Origin of the sequence: Frigoribacterium sp. Leaf8, assembly GCF_001421165.1 — a bacterium.
Lineage (GTDB): Bacteria > Actinomycetota > Actinomycetes > Actinomycetales > Microbacteriaceae > Frigoribacterium.
Genome location: NZ_LMKB01000005.1, coordinates 103,485 through 121,219, shown reverse-complemented (window position 1 = coordinate 121,219; position 17,735 = coordinate 103,485). Strand labels below are relative to the sequence as shown.

Here is a 17,735-nt window from a genome sequence, read left to right as displayed (position 1 = left end):
GGAGGCGCGGGCCGGGAGGCCACGTCGACCAGGCCCGGTAGACTCGTCCGCCGTGACCGAAACCCTGCCTGCCGCCGTCCTGTGGGACATGGACGGAACCCTCGTCGACACCGAACCGTACTGGTTCCTCTGCCAGGTCGAACTGGTCGAGTCGTTCGGCGGCACCTGGAGCCGCGAGGACGGCGACGCCATGATCGGGAGCGGCCTGTGGCAGTCCGCCCGGGTCCTGCAGTCCCACGGGGTCGACCTGACCGAGGACGAGATCATCGACCGCCTGACCACCGCGGTCCTCGAGCGCGCCGCGGTCGAGATCCCGTGGCGTCCCGGGGCGAAGGAACTCCTCGCCGAGCTCCGCCGAGAAGGCGTCCCGACCGCCCTGGTCACCATGTCCATCCGCCGCATGGCCCAGTTCATGGTCGACGCCATCGAGTTCGAGGCCTTCGACGCGATCGTCGCCGGCGACGACGTCGAGCACGCCAAGCCGCACCCCGAGGCCTACCTCCGGGGCGCCGCCCTGCTGGGCGTCGACCCCGCCGACTGCATCGCCATCGAGGACAGCACGCCCGGCCTGGCCTCGGCCGTCGCCGCCGGCACCGTCGCGATCGGCGTCGAGCACCACGCACCGCTCGCCGACGACGGCCCCTACATCCGCCGCGACACCCTCGTCGGCACCACGGTCGACGACCTCCGCGCGTTGCACCGGGCCGGCCGTGCCGTCCGCGACCAGGCGACCTCCGACTCCTGACCCCGGTGCGCACGCCGCGCCTCCTGCACCCCTCGGGGTGCGACCCGACCGAAAGCAGCACCCTCGCATGACCGCGTTCCGCCGCCAGTCCGGCCCCTTCGTCGAAGGCGACAAGGTCCAGCTCACGGGCCCCAAGGGCAAGATGAACACCATCGTGCTGACCCCGGGCGCCGTGTTCCACACGCACCGCGGCATGATCGCGCACGACGACGTCGTCGGGTTGCCCGACGGGTCCGTCGTCCCCAGCACGACGGGCGACGAGTACCTCGCCCTCCGTCCGCTGCTGAGCGACTTCGTGATGTCCATGCCCCGGGGCGCGGCCATCGTCTACCCGAAGGACGCCGCCCAGATCGTGGCGTTCGCCGACATCTTCCCCGGCGCGACGGTCGTCGAGGCGGGCGTGGGTTCGGGTGCGCTGTCGCTCTGGCTGCTGCGGGCCGTCGGCCCCGAGGGTCGCCTGGCGTCCTTCGAGCGCCGACAGGAGTTCGCCGACGTCGCCGAGGGCAACGTCGCGAGCTTCTTCGGTGCCGAGCCCGAGAACTGGACGGTCACGGTCGGCGACCTGGCCGACGAGTTGCCCGCGGCGATGCCCGACGGGACGGTCGACCGGGTCGTGCTCGACATGCTCGCGCCGTGGGAGAACGTCGACGTCACGGCCGACGCCCTCAAGCCGGGCGGTCTGGTGATCTGCTACGTCGCCACCGCGACACAGCTCTCGCGCACGGCCGAGGCCCTGCGCGCCTCCGAGGCCTTCACCGAGCCCGACGCGTCCGAGACGCTCGTCCGCGGCTGGCACGTCGAGGGCCTCGCCGTCCGCCCCGACCACCGCATGATCGGGCACACCGGCTTCCTCCTCACCGCCCGCCGGCTGGCACCGGGAGCGGTGCTCCCGCAGCTCAAACGACGCCCCTCCAAGTCCGACTACAGCGATGCCGACGTCGAGGCCTGGACGCCCGGCGCACTCGGCGAGCGGTCGGCCAGCGACAAGAAGCTGCGCAAGACGGCACGCCAGGCCCGGACGGCGGCCGAGGCCGCGATCGCGGCGACCGAGGCCGTCGACGGCACCACCGACGGAGCCGGCGCCGACGGCACGTCGACCGGTTCCACCCCGGCCTGAGCATCGTCGAGGGCTCCGACCACCCCCGCTAAGCTGTCCCCGCATCCGAACGACCCGACCGGTCGCCCCACCCGACCCCCCGGTCGCCTCCACGAAATGAGTCCCCGTGCGCAAGATCCCCGCCCTCGTCGTGACGGTCGGCCTGCTCGCCTCGATGACGGCCTGCTCGAGCACGGCCGGCCCCGGCTCCGCCGGCTGCCCTCCCACGGGTGACGCCGCCTCGGTCGTCACCGCGACCGGCGACTTCGGCACGAAGCCCGACGTCGACGTGCCGACGCCGATCGTGACCAAGAAGACCGAGGTCTCGACGCTCATCGAGGGCGACGGTCAGCGACTCGTCGACGGCACCCCGGTCGTCATCGACTACACCCTGTTCGACGGCAGCACGGGCCAGGAACTCGAGGACAGCGGCTACGACGGCTCGACGAACGTCCCGTTGACGGTGGGCGGGCAGACGCTCGCCCCGCTCGTCGACGCGTTGGAGTGCTCCACGGTGGGGTCGCGCGTCGCGGTCGCCGTCAAGGCCAGCGACCTCTCGGCATCGATCAACGGCGCCGCGTCGACCCCGAACGACGATCCCGACGCCGCCTACGTCGCCGTCGTCGACGTCAAGCGGGCGTTCCTCGCGAAGGCCGACGGGGCCCTCCAGCTCGGCGCGGACGGCCTGCCCGCGGTGGTCACCGCCCCCGACGGTGCACCCGGCATCACGATCCCCGCGGGTGACGCCCCCACCGACGAGGTCGTGCACCTCGTCCGCAAGGGGCACGGTCCTACGTTGACCGCCGACGACTCCGCCGTCGTGCAGTTCACGGCCGTCACCTGGAGCCAGCCGTCCACGGTCGCGGGGTCGACCTGGACCAACGGCGGTTCGGCGACGCCGGTCGACCTCGGCGACGAGCAGATCCCCGACGACATCCGCTCGGCCCTGGTGGGCCAGCAGGTCGGCTCGCAGGTCATGGTCGTGCTCCCCGCGACGTCCGACAGCGGTGGCTCCGCCTACGTGTACGTGTTCGACGTGCTCGGGGCGATCCGATGACCCGGCCCTGCTGAGCCGGTCGCCGTGCCCACTGCCCGCACCCCCCGCGTCCCCGTCGAAGAGCGACTCTTCAGCCTCGTGTTGGCCTTGCTCGCGACGGACTCCGGGTTGAGCAAGACCGAGATCCTGTCGACCGTCCAGGGGTACCGCCAGAAGTACTCGCGCTCGGGTGACAACGCCGCGCTCGAGCGGCAGTTCGAGCGGGACAAGGACGACATCCGCGAACTGGGCGTCCCCCTCGAGACGATCGACGACCCGGCGGCGGCAGGCAACAACCAGGCACTCCGCTATCGCATCCCGCGGGGCGCGTACGAGCTGCCCGAGGACATCTCGTTCTCGTCCGAGGAGACCGCCCTCCTCACCTTGGCGGCGATGGTGTGGCGCGAGGGGTCGCTCTCGCACGAGTCCCGACGGGCACTCCTCAAGTTGCGCTCGCTCGGCGGCGCGGCGAGCGTTCCCGAGCTCGAGTACGCCCCTCGGCTCCGTTCCCGCGACGCGGCCTTCGAGCCGCTGCGGACGGCGCTCGACCGGGGCGTCGTCGTCCGGTTCGACTACCTGAAGCCCGGTGACGAGTCCGCCCGCCGGCGCGAGGTCGCCCCGGCAGCCCTGGTGCAGCACCAGGGCCGGTGGCTGGTGTCGGCGGTCGAGGTCGGCACGGGGGCACTCAAGACCTTCCTCCTGTCCCGTGTCGTCGGCCCCGTCCAGCTGACCACCACCCCGTACACGAGACCCAACGACGCCACGGCCGAGCGCGCGCTGGCCGACCTCGAGCAGGTCTGGCGCGATCGCACCGCGACCGTCCGCGTCGAGCCCCTGTCCGACGCCGAGACCCGACTCGGCAAGCGCCGTGGCACGACCCGTCTCGATGCCGACACGCTCCTCGTCCACTGGACCGACGACAACCTGCTCGCCGACGAGCTGGCCTCCTTCGGTCCCGAGGTCACCGTCGTCGAACCCGACGGTCTCCGTGCCCTGGTGCGCACCCGCCTCGAGGCCGTGCTCGCCGCCCACACCACCGGCCCGGTCGACGGGGGTGCCCGTGGCTGAGCCCCGCGGTGCCCTCCACGCGGCCGACAAGCTCGCCTTCCTGCTGTCGCTCGTCCCGTGGCTCATGGACCACGAGCGAGTCAGCGTGGCCGAGGCGGCCGCGCACTTCGGCGTGAGCGTGGGCGAGATCCGGCGTGCGGTCGAGCTGATCGCCGTCTCGGGCGTCCCTGGCGAGACGACGCAGTACCAGCACGGCGACCTCTTCGACATCGCGTGGGACGACTTCGAGCAGAACGACGTCATCGTGCTGACCAACCTCGTCGCCATCGACGACTCGCCACGGTTCTCCGCCCGCGAAGCCGCCGCCCTCATCGCGGGCCTGCAGTACCTCTCGTCGCTGCCCGAGAACGCGGACCGCGCGGCCATCGCCACACTGATGAGCAAGCTGTCGCGTGGGGCGTCCAGCGAACCGAGCCAGGTGGCCGTCGACCAGTCCGAGACGAACGAGGTCCTGGGGCTCGTCGGCCGGGCGGTCGAGGCGGGCGTCCAGCTCGAGTTCGACTATCGCGGCACCCGGGGGGTCGCGGAACGACGGCGGGTGGACCCGCTGCGGGTCGAGTCGGTCGACGCCGACTGGTACCTCAGGGCCTGGGACCACCTGCGCGAGGCTCCCCGGACGTTCCGACTCGACCGGATCGCCTCCCCGGCGCTCACCGCGACTCCGATCGCTCACCGGGCCGACGACGTCACCCTGCCCGAGACGCTGTTCGAGGGGTCTCCGGACGACCTGGTCGTGGTGCTCGACCTCGACGCCGCCGCGGCGCCGCTCCTCGCGGACTACGGTCCCGACGAACCCGAACCCCTCCCGCACGACCGCGTGCGCCTCCGGTTGCGCGTCAACCGACTCGGCACGCTCTGTCGCCTCGTGGCGGGACTCCCGGGTCACCCCGAGGTCGTCGGGCCCGAGTCGGCGCGCTCGGCCGTGGCCGACTGGGCGCGTCGGGCGATCGAGCGTTACGACGTCGACCCGTCCGTCACTCCCTGAACGTCCGGCTGCGGCACGCCCTGTGCATCGCCTGCGCCGTGCCTGCCGCAGACGAGGCCGCACGGTAGAGTGGACGTCACCCTGCCCCGCAAGGAGACCCCATCATGTTCGGAAACGCGCTCTCAGGCTGGCACCTGATCATCATCCTGGCGATCGTCCTGTTGCTCTTCGGTGCGCCGAAGCTCCCGGCCCTCGCGAAGAGCATCGCCCAGTCGATGCGCATCTTCAAGAACGAGGTCAACAGCGACAAGAAGGAGTCGGCCGTCGACGACGACCTCGAGGACCGTCCCGTCCGTCGTCCGGACGACTCGTCCGCCCGGTACACCGACGGTCCGACCGCACGACGCGTCGACGACTCGTACCCGTCGCCGAACCGCGACGTCCCGCCGAAGTCCTGACGCGTGGCCACGACGACGACTCGTGGCGACAGCACCCAGGGGAGGGGCACGGGCCGCAGCCGAGGCCGTGACGGCAAGATGTCCCTCGGGCAACACCTGCTCGAGTTGCGCAAGCGACTCTTCATCTCCGCCCTGGCCCTCATCCTGGCTGCTGTCGCCGGTTGGTTCCTCGCGCCCTTCGTCCTCGACGCCCTGAGGTCGCCGGTCGAGGCGATCGCGGCGGCACGCACGGGTGAGACCACCCTCAACTACTCGAACATCACGGGCGCCTTCGACCTCAAGCTCCAGATCGCGGTCACCGTCGGCGTCGTCATCTCGAGTCCCGTCTGGCTGTACCAGGTCTGGGCCTTCATCGTTCCCGCCCTCGTGCGCAAAGAGAAGCTCTACGCCGTCGGCTTCATCGGCACCGCCATCCCGCTCTTCCTGGGCGGCTGCCTGGCGGGATGGTACGTGCTGCCCCACATCGTCGAGGTCATGACCGGCTTCGTCGACACCCAGGACGCGACGATCATCGAGTCGAAGGTCTACTACGACTTCGTCCTCAAGCTGGTGCTCGCCGTGGGCATCGCCTTCGTCATGCCGGTGTTCCTGGTGCTGTTGAACTTCGTGGGCGTCGTCTCGGCCGCCGCCATCGTCAAGGGCTGGCGGGTGGCCATCCTCGTCATCGTCCTGTTCACCGCGATCGCGACCCCGTCGGCCGACATCTTCTCGATGTTCCTCCTGGCCATCCCCATGATCGTGCTGTTCTTCCTCGCCGCCGGCGTCGCCTGGCTGCACGACCGCCGGGTCGCGAAGCGGGCAGCCGCGCTCGACGCCGAACTCGCGGCGGGGTGACCCGGTGAGCCCCGACCTCAGTCCCGCGGAACGCTTCGCCGCGGCGAAGACGCGAGACAAGACCCCCAAGCTCCAGGCCTTCCGGTCCCGTCTCGGCTTCGCCCTCGACCCGTTCCAGCTCGCCGCGTGCGCCGCCCTCGAAGCGGGCGACAGCGTCCTCGTCGCGGCACCGACCGGCGCCGGCAAGACCCTGGTGGCCGAGTACGCGATCCACCTCGCCATGCAGGACCCGCGGGCCAAGGTGTTCTACACCGCACCCATGAAGGCACTGAGCAACCAGAAGTTCCAAGAACTCGTGGCCGAGTACGGAGCGTCCGAGGTCGGGCTGCTCACCGGTGACACGAACGTGAACTCCCGGGCGCGCATCGTCGTGATGACGACCGAGGTGCTCCGCAACATGATCTACGCCGGGTCCGAGATGCTGACCGACCTGCGGTACGTCGTCCTCGACGAGGTCCACTTCCTGGCCGACCGGTTCCGCGGCGCGGTCTGGGAAGAAGTCATCATCCACCTGCCGCTCGACGTGCGGCTCATCTCGTTGAGCGCCACGGTGTCGAACGCCGAAGAATTCGGCGACTGGCTCCAGACGGTCCGGGGGAGCACCGAGGTCATCGTCTCCGAGGACCGTCCCGTGCCCCTCGACCAACACGTCCTGGTCGGGGGCAAGTTCCTGGACCTCTTCGACTCCTCGGGGCAGGCCGCGACGAACCGGGTCAACCCCGAGCTCCTGCGCGCGACCTCGCTCGGTCGACGCGGCGGGCGGAGCGGTGGTCGTCGAGACGGCCACTCGGTGGGTCGGACCGGCCCCCGGGGCCACGTCGTACCTCCGACGCAGGGCGGTCCCGGTCGCCTCGACCGCTGGAAGATCGTCGAGATGCTCGACGACCAGAACCTGCTCCCCGCCATCTTCTTCGTCTTCAGCCGGGTCGGCTGCGACCAGGCCGTGTCCCAGGTGCTGAGGTCGGGCATCCGTCTCACGACCGCCGACCAGCGTCGTGAGATCCGCGAGATCGTCGAGGCCCGTTGTCGCACCCTGCGCGACGAAGACCTCGCGGTCCTCGGCTACTGGCGGTGGCTCGACGGGCTCGAGCGAGGTGTGGCGGCCCACCACGCCGGCCTGTTGCCGGCCTTCAAGGAAGTCGTCGAAGAGCTCTTCCAGAAGAAGCTCGTCAAGGTCGTGTTCGCGACCGAGACGCTGGCGCTCGGCATCAACATGCCGGCCCGCACGGTCGTGCTCGAGAAGCTCGAGAAGTTCAACGGCGAGGCTCGGGTGCCCATCACGCCCGGCGAGTACACCCAGTTGACCGGTCGTGCCGGTCGCCGGGGCATCGACGTCGAGGGCCACTCGCTCATCCAGTGGCAGCAGGGTCTCGACCCGCAGGCCGTCGCCTCGTTGGCCTCGCGGCGCACCTACCCGATGAACAGCAGCTTCCGGCCGACGTACAACATGGCCGTCAACCTCATCGAGCAGTTCGGGCGATCCCGCACCCGCGAGGTGCTCGAGACGTCGTTCGCACAGTTCCAGGCCGACCGCTCGGTCGTCGACCTGGCCCGCAAGGTGCGATCGCAGCAGCAGTCACTCGACGGCTACGCCGCGTCGATGGCGTGCCACCTGGGTGACTTCGGCGAGTACACGATGCTGCGTCGAGAGGTCGGCGACCTCGAGAAGCAGGGGGCGGCCCGGGCCGACTCGCAGTCGCGGGCCGAGCGCGACAAGCGTCAGCGTCGCATCGGCGAACTGCGTCGGCAGGTGCGGACGCACCCCTGCCATGCCTGTCCGGAGCGCGAACAGCACGCCCGCTGGTCCGAGCGCTGGTTCAAGCTGAAGAAGCAGACCGACCAATTGTCGGCGCAGATCCGCAGTCGGACCGGCGCCGTCGCCAAGGTCTTCGACCGGGTCACCGACGTGTTGCTCGACCGCGGCTACCTCGTCCCCACGGGCACGAACGCAGGAGGGGCGGGTCGCGTCCCGCGGGACGTCGAGGTCACCGTCGCCCCGACCGGTCGCACGTTGCGGCGCATCTACGGCGATCGCGACCTGCTCGTGGCCGAGAGCCTGCGCCTCGGTGTGTGGAACATGCTCGACGTGCCGTCCATGGCGGCCATGGCGGCCACCCTCGTGTACGAGCCCCGTCGGGACGAAGGCCAGCTCTCCGAGCGATTCCTGCCTCGCGGCGAGTTCCGTGCCGCGCTCGACGCCACGCAGCTGCTCTGGGCGGAACTCGACGACCTCGAGCACGAGCACCACCTTCCGGGCAGCCAGCCCCCGGCACCGGGTCTCGCCCTCGCGATGCACCGTTGGGCCCGCGGTGCCGCACTCGATTCGGTGCTCGACGACGCCGACCTCGCCGCCGGCGACTTCGTCCGCTGGACGAAGCAGACGATCGACCTGCTCGACCAGCTGTCGGTCGTGGGGGACCTGCCGGTCGGTCCGACGGCCCGGCAGGCGCTCGACGCCGTCCGTCGCGGCATCGTGGCCTACACCGCGGTCGGCCCCTGACCCTCCTCCCCGACGAGGCCGGACGTCCGCCGAGGACGACCGGCCTCCCAGACGCCGCCACCTAGAATCGCGGGGTGTCTTCCCGAGCGACCGACGTCCGACTGCCCCTCTGGCTCGCCCTGATCGTCGCCCTCGGTGCCGGCGCCGTCCTCGACGGCGGCTTCCCGGACGGCGACGTCTGGCCGCTGACCTTCGTCGGCATCGGGTTCGTGCTGGTGGCCCTCCGGGGCCGGTCGCTCGGCGGTTCCTTCCTGGTCGGCCTCGTGGCGGGCCTGTCCTTCTACCTGATCCACATCTCGTGGGCGACGCTCTTCCTCGGTGTCGTGCCCTGGGCCGCGTTGTCGACCCTCGAGGCGCTCTTCTTCGCCGCCGGGGCGATGCTCATCACCCTCGCGTACCGCTGGGTCCCGCTCATCTGGCCCGGCACCCTGGGCCGCACAGTCCTCCTGCCCGTCGTCGTCGGGGGGCTCTGGACGCTCCGTGAGTTCGTCGCCGGCAACTGGCCCTACGGCGGCTTCGCCTGGGGTCGCGTGGCCCTCAGCCAGTCCGAGAGCCCGTTCGCCGGTCTCGTCGCCTGGCTCGGCATCTCGGGGCTGTCGTTCCTCATGGTGGCGATCGTCGCCGCACTGATCCAGCTCGCCCTGCAGACGACCGTCCGGGGTTCGACCCGCGTGCTCGCCGCTGCCACGGTCGTGGTCGCCGCCCTCGCGGTGCCGCACTGGCCGACGCACTCCTCGGGCACCGCCACCATCGCCGCCGTCCAGGGCGACGGCGACGCCGGCTACTTCGCCGACCGGCAGTACGGCGACCTGACCAACGCCCAGGTCCTCGCGATGAGCGACCTGCAGGCCCAGCTCGCACGGCTGCCGGAGGACCAGCGCTCCCTCGACATGATCGTCTGGCCCGAGGGAGGCAGCGACCGTGATCCCACCCGCGACGCCACCGGCCAGTACGTCTTCGACGCGATCTCCCGTGGCTACGACGCCCCCCTCGTGTCGGGCGTCATCACCGAGAGCGACGACGGTGAGACCGTCCACAACTCGTCCCTGCTCTGGTCGGACGGTGGAGTGGCGGACCAGTACGACAAGAAGCACCCGGTCCCGTTCGGGGAGTACGTCCCCGATCGCGCCTTCTGGCGGCCCTTCGCTCCCGACCTGATCGACCTCATCGGGCGGGACTACACGCCGGGCACGCGGGACGAGGTCTTCGACCTCGGTGACTTCCGTGCCGGGATCTCGATCTGCTTCGACATCGTCGACGACCAGCTCATCACCAACATGATGGACGAGGGCGCGCAGGTCATCATCGGCCAGACCAACAACGCCGACTTCGGGACCCGTCCCGGGCAGACCGACGAGAACGAGCAACAGCTCGCCATCGCACGCCTGCGGGCGATCGAGACGGCGCGTCCCCTCGTCAACGTCTCGACCGTCGCCTCGACGCGGGCCATCGACGCCTCGGGCAGGACGACCGCGAGCATCCCCGACTACGAGCCCGGAACGATGGTGGCTGTCGTCGACCTCGGTACCGGGACGACGCCCGCCGTCGTGGCGAGTCGAGCGATCGAACTCCTCGTGTCGTTCTTCGGTCTCGCGATGCTGCTGCTGTCGCGCCTCTTCATCGGGACCCGGCGTTCCACTCGTCGACGCCGGCTCGACGAGGCACCCGACCCGATCCTGCCGCGGTGGCGGGTCGTCGACTGACGGTCCGGCTCCGCCGGGACGAGAGAAGGCCCGACCACCGTGAGGTGGTCGGGCCTTCTCGTCGGATCGCTGCCGGACGGGTCGTCAGGCGCCGATCTTGTGCTGACCCTTTCGGGCCCTGAGGAAGTCGAGTCGTTCTTGGAGGAGCTCCTCGAGCTCGTCGCGGCTGCGTCGCTCGAGCAACATGTCCCAGTGGCTCCGGGGGACCTTCACGTCTCCGGCGTCGATCTCGACGGGCTTGCCGTCGGCCGAGAGCAGACGACCCTCTTGGCCGCTCTTGGGCGACTGCCAGATGTCCGGGATCTCGGCGTCCGCAGCGAACACCATGTCGAACGTCTGACCGTCGGTCGTCTGGTAGACGGCCTTCTTGCGGGGCGAGAACTCCACGCCCTCTTCGCTCTGCAGGCTCTGGCTGCCGAGCCTCATTCCGCGCAAACTGCGATCTGCCATTGTGTGGTCTCCTCTCGCGTTGCAATCACCCGTTGTAACCCGTTCTGGCCCTCCGCCGTTCCGGGCCGTGCGATTTCACAGTCCCTTCACAGTGCCCGGGCAGTCTCGGGACGGGGTCACACGGCGCGCCGACGCACCTCGTCGAGCGCCAGGTCGGTGCGATCGGTGACGATGCCGTGCACGCCCAGGTCGAGCAGCCTCACCATGTCGGCAGGCTCGTTGACGGTCCACACGTGCGTCTCGACACCCAGGGCCGCCCACTCGGCCACGCGCGCGGTCGTGACGATGCGGACCGGGCCCTTGCGCTCGGGGACCTGGACGGCCCGGCACCCGGCGAGGGCGCGCCGCACCAGCGACCGCCGGAGACGGGGGAGCGGGACGAGGCCTGCGGCAACCGCCGCGACGATGCCCCGGGACGAGGCCGACGTCGCGACTCCCGGCAGGGCCCGGACCGCCCGCAGACGCCTCCGGTGGTCGAACGAGGTCACCAGGACGCGATCCGTCGCCCGGACGCGGGCGATCGCTCGGACGGCCGGTGCGACGGCCTCGTCCGACTTGAGGTCGATGTTGAACCGGGTCTCCGGGAAGGCGTCGAGCGCCTCGTCGAGGGTGGGGATCTCGTGCTCACCGTCGAGCCGGACCATCTTGACCTCCGCGAGGTCGAGGTCGAGGAGGCGCTCCTCACGTCCCGCGAGCCGCGTCAGGTCGGGATCGTGGCTGATCACCGCGATGCCGTCGCGCGTGGCGTGCACGTCGGTCTCGACGTACGTCGCCCCGGCCGACACGGCGAGGGCGAACGCCAGCATCGTGTTCTCCGGGGCGTCGACGGCCAGGCCCCGGTGCGCCAACACCCGGGGGCCGGCCGGAGCGAACCAGCCGGCCGAGACCGGGGGAGCGGACGGCACTACGAGGTCGCCGGAGGAGTGGTCGGCCCGGTGTCCGACGCGCCCGCCCCGGGAGCCGGCCGGTCAGCGCCGGCCGCACCCGCGCCTCCGGAACCGACACCGGAGCCGGTCTCACCGGGCGTGGTGACGGTCGGGAAGCCGAGGTCCGGTTCGGCCTCGAGGTCGACGGTCGATGCGAGGTCGGGCGTGACGTCCATCTCGGAGACCTTGGGGGCCTCGGTCGGGGTCCACCCCGGGGCGTTCGGGTCGCGCGGGGCGAAGAAGCCCTGCCCGATGCCCTTCAGGGCCTCGGTCAACTCGCTCGGGATGATCCACATCGTGTTGGCCGAGCCGTCCGCGATCTTCGGCAGGGTCTGGAGGTACTGGTACGCGAGCAGCTTCGGGTCGGGGTCGCCGGCGTGGATGGCGTTGAAGACCGTCGCGATGGCCTCGGCTTCGCCCTGTGCCCGCAGCACCTGGGCCTTGGCGTCGCCCTCGGCCTTGAGGATCGACGACTGTCGCGACCCCTCGGCCTCGAGGATCTGGGACTGCTTGGTGCCCTCGGCGGTGAGGATGGCGGCGCGACGGTTGCGCTCGGCACGCATCTGCTGCTCCATCGAGTCCTGGATCGACAGGGGCGGATCGATGGCCTTCAGCTCGACGCGACCGACCCGGATGCCCCATTTGCCGGTGGCCTCGTCGAGCACGATGCGCAGCTGGCCGTTGATGTTGTCGCGACTGGTGAGGGCCTGCTCGAGGTTCAACCCTCCGACCACGTTGCGCAGCGTGGTCGTCGTGAGCTGTTCGACGGCCCCGAGGTAGTTGGCGATCTCGTAGGTGGCCGCCCGGGCGTCGGTCACCTGGAAGTACACGACCGTGTCGATCGAGACGACCAGGTTGTCCTCGGTGATGACGGGCTGCGGCGGGAACGAGACGACCTGCTCGCGCATGTCGATCAGCGGCCGCACGCGGTCGATGAACGGCACCAGCAGGTTGAGCCCGGGGGAGAGGGTCTTGTGGTACCGCCCCAGACGTTCGACCACGCCGGCACTCGCCTGCGGGATGATGCGGACCGAGCGGAAGAGGATGACGAGGACGAGCACGACGACGATCGCGACGACCACGATCGTGACGACGGTTCCGGCACTGATGGTGTCCATGGCTTCAGGACCTCTCTGCGGGGGCGACGAAGGCGGTCGACCCCTCGATGGCGGTCACGACGACCGGGGCCCCGGTGTCGAGTGCGAGGTCGGGGCCTGCCGACGTCGCGGGGGAGGACAGCACGCGGGCCGTCCAGGTCTCGCCGTTCGACAGCTTGACCTGGCCGGGGTCGGAGCCGATGGGCACGACGACCGTGCCGCGCAGCCCGAGCAGCGCCTCGACGTTGCTGGGGGTCGGATCGCCCCCGCGGCGGAGCGCCCGCAGCAACGGCGGCCGCACGGTGAACAGCAACAGGACCGCGAGGACGGCCGCGATGATCGCCTGCAGCCACCACGGGGCACCGAAGAGGCCGGCGAGCAGCCCGCCGACGCTGCCGATGGCGAGCATGAGGAAGGTGAATTCGAGCGTCGTCACCTCGACGATGACGAACACCAGGATGAGCGCGATCCACGCGACCCATGCGTAATCGTTCAAGACGTCCACGTCGACCTTCTCTCGTTCCCCTGTTATGAAAACTATCACCCGCCCCTGACGATGACGAGGGGGATTGGTAGGGTCGAGTCCGGTCCACGGGCCGATCGATCCCCGCACAGTCTGGAGCACGCCTTGTCCAACCCCCTCGCCGCAGAGTCCCTCGCCGGAGCCCGAGTCCTGGTCACCGGATCGTCCCGGGGGATCGGTGCCGACACCGTGCGCTACTTCGCCGAGGCCGGAGCCAAGGTCGTCGTGAACTACCGCAACAAGGAGAAGCGCGCACTGCAGCTCGTCTCGACCATCGAGCAGGCGGGCGGCGAGGCGATCGCCATCGGGGCCGACCTCACCGACGAGGCCAGCCTGGCGGCGATGTTCGACACGGTGCGTGACGCCTGGGGCGGCCTCGACGTGCTCGTGATGAACGCCTCGGGCGGCATGGAGACGGGCATGGCCGAGGACTACGCGCTCAAGCTCAACCGTGACGCCCAGGTGGCGCTGTTGACCGCGGCCCTGCCGCTGCTCGCCCCGGGGTCGCGCGTCGTCTTCGTCACGAGCCACCAGGCGCACTTCATCCGCACGACCGAGACGATGCCCGAGTACCTCCCCGTCGCCCTCAGCAAGCGTGCCGGCGAGGACGCCCTGCGCGAGATGCTGCCGCAGCTCGAGACCGCGGGCGTCGAGTTCGTCGTGGTCTCGGGGGACATGATCGAGGGCACGATCACGGCGACCCTGCTCGAACGCTCGAACCCCGGTGCCATCTCGTCGCGGAAAGAGAGCGCGGGCAAGCTCTACAACGTCGCCGAGTTCGCCGCCGAGGTCGCGTCGGCCGCCGTCGACCCCGTCCCGGCCGACCACACCCGCCTGGTGGGCGACACCAGCGACTTCGCCCCGATCGTCTGAGACGGGCCCCTTCGTGACCGAGCGCATCGTCCGACCGACCTCGCGCCTCCTCGTCCTCGACGACGACGACCGCGTGCTGCTGATGAAGACGGTGGCGCCCGACACGAGTCGCTTCGCTCGCTGGATCACGCCGGGTGGCGGGGTCGACCCGGGCGAGACCCATGTCGAGGCGGCGATCCGCGAGTTGCACGAAGAGACCGGACAGGTGGTCACCGAGGTCGGTGACGTCGTGCGCGTGGACGACTTCGAGGTGTCCTGGGACGACGCCGACCACACGCACGGTCACGCCGAGTTCTACGTCGTCCGCCTTCCGCACTTCGAGGTCGTCGACGACGACTGGACCGACGACGAGCGCAGCGACATCGTCGAGTCGCGCTGGTTCACCCTCGACGAGCTGGCGACCACCGACGAGCCGGTCGAACCCGGCGACCTGGCCGAGCTGCTGCGTCGGGTGCTGGCCGAGTCGTCCGGGGCGTGAGGGCGGGGCGCCACCCGAGCCACCGCGCACCCCTTCCGGCGTCATCCCTGCGTGACTGATAATGCTCATTATGTCAAGTAACGTCGAGAGGGGCGACGGAAGCGCTCCCCGCTGACGCACGCCGCGCCTCCTCGGAGTTTCCTGGTCGCATGACGACCGACACGACCCCCACGCCGCCCGACGACGCGCATCGCCGACCCCACGGGCTCGACGACGACACCGTTGCTGCGCTCGGCGAACTCTCCGCCGCGCTCGAGATCGTCGAGCAGGCCCGTGGATTCCTCTACGGATTCCACCGACTGACCGGCAAGGCCGACCTCGCCCTCGGCGATGCCGTGGAATCGCTTCGCCGAGCCGGGCACGACGAGATCGCCGACCTGCTGGACCGGGACCTCGTCGGTCGCAACGTCGTCGAGGGACGCTGGACGTACCAACTCGTCGAGGACTACGACGACGGCTACTACGCCGCGTTCCGCGACCATGAGAAGAACGTACGTGATTCCTTGGCGGACGGCAAGAAGCACCTCTTCGAGGCCGAGATGAAGGAGGCGCGGCGCAGCCACGGACGGCGCCACCACGAGGCGCTCCCCCGCGAGTCCGCCGTCGACCTCGGGAGCAGCACCGACGGCGCGGTCGGCCCCTCCGCCTGAGAGGATGGTGCGATGACTCCTCCGCCGATCGACGGGCCCCGCATCGAGGCCGCCGTGCTCGAACTGCTCGCCGCGATCGGCGAGGACGTCGACCGGCCCGGGCTCGAGTCGACCCCCCGACGCGTGGCCGACGCCTACGCCGAGTTCTTCTCGGGGCTCACGGTCGACGCGGCCGATCTCGTCCGCCAAGCCACCGTCCCGGCCGAAGCGCACCAGCTGGGCGAGGTCGTGATCGTTCGCGACATCTCGTTCCGGTCGGTGTGCGAGCACCACCTGCTGCCCTTCGTCGGCGTCGCTCACGTGGCCTACGTCCCGGGCGAGACGATCGTCGGCTTGGGTGCGCTCCCCCGCGTGGTCGACGCGGTCGCCTCGCGCCCCCAGCTCCAGGAGCGACTCGGCGAGGAGATCGCCGAGGCCGTGGAGACCGGCGCCCGCCCCGACGGCGTCCTCGTGGTGCTCGACGCCTCGCACGGATGCGTCACGACCCGGGGCCCCCGTCAGACGGGCAGCACGACGGTGACGCTCGCGAGCCGGGGCGTCCTGTCCACGCCGTCGGCGCGGGCCGAGGCGGTCGCCCTGATCGGCACCTCCCGTGGCTGAGGCGGCCGCTCCCTCCCCCGCGGCCCACCCCGCCGGATTCGCCGTGCCGCCCCTCCTCGTCCCCCGCCGTCGCATCGGGTCACGGACCTTCGAATTCTCGCACCAGGTCGCCGTCATGGCGATCGTCAACCGCACGCCCGACTCGTTCTTCGACCGTGGCGCGACCTTCGCCCTCGACCGCGCCGTGCAGGCCGCCGTGGACGCGGCCGAGGCGGGCGCCGACTGGGTCGACATCGGGGGCGTCCCCTTCGCGCCCGGGCCCGAGCTGTCCGCCTCTGACGAACTCGACCGGGTGCTGCCCGTGGTGGAGGCGCTCGCGAGCCGGTCCGACGTCGTGATCTCGGTCGACACCTTCCGCCCCGAGGTCGCCGAGCGCGTCATCGCCGCCGGGGCGCACGTCGTCAACGACACCACGGGGCTCCACGATCCGCGCCTGGCCGACGTGGTCGCCGACAGCGAGGCCACGCTCGTCGTCACCCACAGCCTCGCGGCACCACGGCGTCCGCACCCCCGTCCGCACTACGGCGACGTCGTGGCCGAGGTCGTCGAGTTCCTCGCACGGCGGGTCGACGTCGCCCGTGCCCACGGCGTGCCCGACGACAAACTCGTCGTCGATCCGGGGCACGACCTGAACAAGACGACCCGACACTCGCTCGAGCTCACCCGGCGCCTGTCCGAGGTGGCGGCCCTGGGTCACCCGACGCTCGCCGCGGTGTCCAACAAGGACTTCGTCGGCGAGTCGCTCGGTCGCGACAAGCCCGACCGCCTGGCGGGCTCGCTCGCGGCGGCCACGGTGAGCGTGCTGCAGGGCGCGCGCATCGTCCGCATGCACGACGTCCGGGCCAGCGTCGACGCCGTCCGGATGGTCGAGGCGATCCTCGGCTGGCGGGACCCCCTCGTCGAGCGCCACAACCTCGACGAGGACGCCCTGTGACCGCGACCACCCTCGTGCAGCTGCACCCCGCTCCCCCGGTCGGCCGTGGCGCACTGACGATCGACGACCTCGTCGAGCTCCACCGGCCCCACGACCGGACGACGCCGTCCGTGCGGGCGAACTTCGTCGCCAGCGTCGACGGATCGGCGACGGCGGCCGGCAGGACGCGCGACCTGGGCGGGCCGGCCGACCTGCTCGTCTTCGACCTGCTGCGCCGACTCTGCGACGTGGTCGTGGTCGGGGCGGGCACGGTCCGCGACGAGGGCTACGGCCCGATGCGACTCGACGACGAGGCCGTCGCCTGGCGTCGGGCCGCGGGCCTGTCCGACCACCCCGTCTTCGCCGTGGTCTCGAGCGGACTCGGCCTCGACCCGGCGAGCGGCGTGTTCGCGGACGCCCCGGTCCGCCCTCTGGTGCTCACCCACGACGCGGCACCTCGCGCGGCTCGGGCCCGACTCGACGAGGTCGCCGACGTCGTGTCGTGCGGTCGCGACCGGGTGGACCCGCGCCTCCTCGTCCGGGTCCTGGTCGAGCGAGGGCTTCCCCAGATCCACACCGAAGGAGGCCCGGCGTTGCTCGGCGACCTCGTCGCCGCCGACGTCGTCGACGAGCTGTGCCTCACCGTGTCGCCCAACCTCGAGGGCGGAGCCGGCCCGCGCATCGTCGCGGCCCGCGACGAGATGGCCCTGCGCGGCCTCGCCCTCGACCACGTCCTGGTGTCGGGCGACATGCTCCTCACGAAGTGGTCGCGACGGCGCTAGGTCGCGACGGCGCTGGGTCGCGACGGCGCCAGGTCGCGGCCGCGCGACGCGAGGTCAGGAGGCGCGGGCTCCGCGGGC

At 71.0% G+C, this 17,735-nt stretch carries 19 protein-coding genes; 15 read left to right on the top strand and 4 right to left on the bottom strand.

The annotated features are described in order from the left end of the window. Positions 1–52 precede the first annotated feature (52 nt). The 9 genes from ASL10_RS05345 (at position 53) to lnt (ending at position 10,365) form a co-directional block, all read left to right on the top strand. Entirely contained in the window at positions 53–745 is a 693-nt protein-coding gene (locus tag ASL10_RS05345) for an HAD family phosphatase (protein WP_233568315.1), read from the top strand. Between the two features lie 67 nt (positions 746–812). After that, on the top strand, positions 813–1,862 hold the full coding sequence (locus tag ASL10_RS05340; protein ID WP_056045090.1) for a tRNA (adenine-N1)-methyltransferase: 1,050 nt from the start codon (positions 813–815) through the stop codon (positions 1,860–1,862). A gap of 106 nt (positions 1,863–1,968) precedes the next feature. Then, positions 1,969–2,898, top strand: coding sequence for a hypothetical protein (locus ASL10_RS05335; RefSeq protein ID WP_056045089.1), 930 nt, complete (start codon positions 1,969–1,971; stop codon positions 2,896–2,898). Positions 2,899–2,922: 24 nt separating this feature from the next. Continuing rightward, on the top strand, positions 2,923–3,945 hold the full coding sequence (locus tag ASL10_RS05330; RefSeq protein WP_056045087.1) for a YafY family protein: 1,023 nt from the start codon (positions 2,923–2,925) through the stop codon (positions 3,943–3,945). After that, positions 3,938–4,930, top strand: a complete 993-nt coding sequence (locus ASL10_RS05325; protein WP_056047399.1) for a YafY family protein — start codon at positions 3,938–3,940, stop codon at positions 4,928–4,930. Before ASL10_RS05330 ends, ASL10_RS05325 begins: the two co-directional genes overlap by 8 nt. A 104-nt stretch (positions 4,931–5,034) precedes the next feature. After that, positions 5,035–5,328, top strand: coding sequence for a twin-arginine translocase TatA/TatE family subunit (tatA, locus tag ASL10_RS05320; RefSeq protein WP_056045086.1), 294 nt, complete (start codon positions 5,035–5,037; stop codon positions 5,326–5,328). Between the two features lie 78 nt (positions 5,329–5,406). Then, positions 5,407–6,162: a twin-arginine translocase subunit TatC gene (tatC, locus tag ASL10_RS05315; RefSeq protein WP_056047397.1), complete on the top strand. Its 756-nt coding sequence runs from the start codon at positions 5,407–5,409 to the stop codon at positions 6,160–6,162. A 4-nt stretch (positions 6,163–6,166) separates the two neighbouring features. Beyond that, a complete protein-coding gene (locus ASL10_RS05310) occupies positions 6,167–8,662 on the top strand; it encodes an RNA helicase (RefSeq protein WP_056045084.1) in 2,496 nt (831 codons plus the stop codon). A gap of 74 nt (positions 8,663–8,736) precedes the next feature. Next, complete coding sequence (gene lnt, locus ASL10_RS05305; RefSeq protein WP_082460215.1) at positions 8,737–10,365, top strand: apolipoprotein N-acyltransferase; 1,629 nt, start codon at positions 8,737–8,739, stop codon at positions 10,363–10,365. Positions 10,366–10,449: 84 nt separating this feature from the next. Here lnt and ASL10_RS05300 read toward each other — a convergent pair whose 3' ends face one another. The 4 genes from ASL10_RS05300 to ASL10_RS05285 all read right to left on the bottom strand — a co-directional run bounded on the left by ASL10_RS05300 (position 10,450) and on the right by ASL10_RS05285 (position 13,343). After that, positions 10,450–10,815, bottom strand: a complete 366-nt coding sequence (locus tag ASL10_RS05300) for an RNA polymerase-binding protein RbpA (RefSeq protein ID WP_043594952.1) — start codon at positions 10,813–10,815, stop codon at positions 10,450–10,452. A 116-nt stretch (positions 10,816–10,931) separates the two neighbouring features. Next, positions 10,932–11,720: a glycerophosphodiester phosphodiesterase family protein gene (locus ASL10_RS05295; RefSeq protein WP_056045082.1), complete on the bottom strand. Its 789-nt coding sequence runs from the start codon at positions 11,718–11,720 to the stop codon at positions 10,932–10,934. Then, a complete protein-coding gene (locus ASL10_RS05290) occupies positions 11,720–12,859 on the bottom strand; it encodes an SPFH domain-containing protein (RefSeq protein ID WP_082460214.1) in 1,140 nt (379 codons plus the stop codon). Before ASL10_RS05290 ends, ASL10_RS05295 begins: the two co-directional genes overlap by 1 nt. Positions 12,860–12,863: 4 nt before the next feature. Beyond that, positions 12,864–13,343, bottom strand: coding sequence for an NfeD family protein (locus tag ASL10_RS05285; protein WP_056045080.1), 480 nt, complete (start codon positions 13,341–13,343; stop codon positions 12,864–12,866). Between the two features lie 123 nt (positions 13,344–13,466). Between ASL10_RS05285 and ASL10_RS05280 the strand changes: the two genes are divergently transcribed. From ASL10_RS05280 to ASL10_RS05255, 6 genes are all read left to right on the top strand, one after another. After that, a complete protein-coding gene (locus ASL10_RS05280; protein WP_056045077.1) occupies positions 13,467–14,234 on the top strand; it encodes an SDR family oxidoreductase in 768 nt (255 codons plus the stop codon). Between the two features lie 13 nt (positions 14,235–14,247). Continuing rightward, positions 14,248–14,712, top strand: coding sequence for an NUDIX hydrolase (locus tag ASL10_RS05275; RefSeq protein WP_056045075.1), 465 nt, complete (start codon positions 14,248–14,250; stop codon positions 14,710–14,712). 149 nt (positions 14,713–14,861) lie between these two features. After that, a complete protein-coding gene (locus ASL10_RS05270) occupies positions 14,862–15,362 on the top strand; it encodes a hypothetical protein (RefSeq protein ID WP_056045073.1) in 501 nt (166 codons plus the stop codon). A 12-nt stretch (positions 15,363–15,374) separates the two neighbouring features. Then, positions 15,375–15,962, top strand: a complete 588-nt coding sequence (folE, locus tag ASL10_RS05265) for a GTP cyclohydrolase I (RefSeq protein WP_056045070.1) — start codon at positions 15,375–15,377, stop codon at positions 15,960–15,962. Beyond that, positions 15,955–16,896 carry a dihydropteroate synthase gene (folP, locus tag ASL10_RS05260; protein ID WP_056045069.1) on the top strand — a complete coding sequence of 314 codons (942 nt, stop codon included), beginning with the start codon at positions 15,955–15,957 and terminating at the stop codon, positions 16,894–16,896. The genes folE and folP overlap by 8 nt, the downstream gene beginning before the upstream one ends. Beyond that, on the top strand, positions 16,893–17,657 hold the full coding sequence (locus ASL10_RS05255) for a pyrimidine reductase family protein (protein ID WP_056045067.1): 765 nt from the start codon (positions 16,893–16,895) through the stop codon (positions 17,655–17,657). The genes folP and ASL10_RS05255 overlap by 4 nt, the downstream gene beginning before the upstream one ends. The last annotated feature ends 78 nt before the right edge of the window (positions 17,658–17,735 follow it).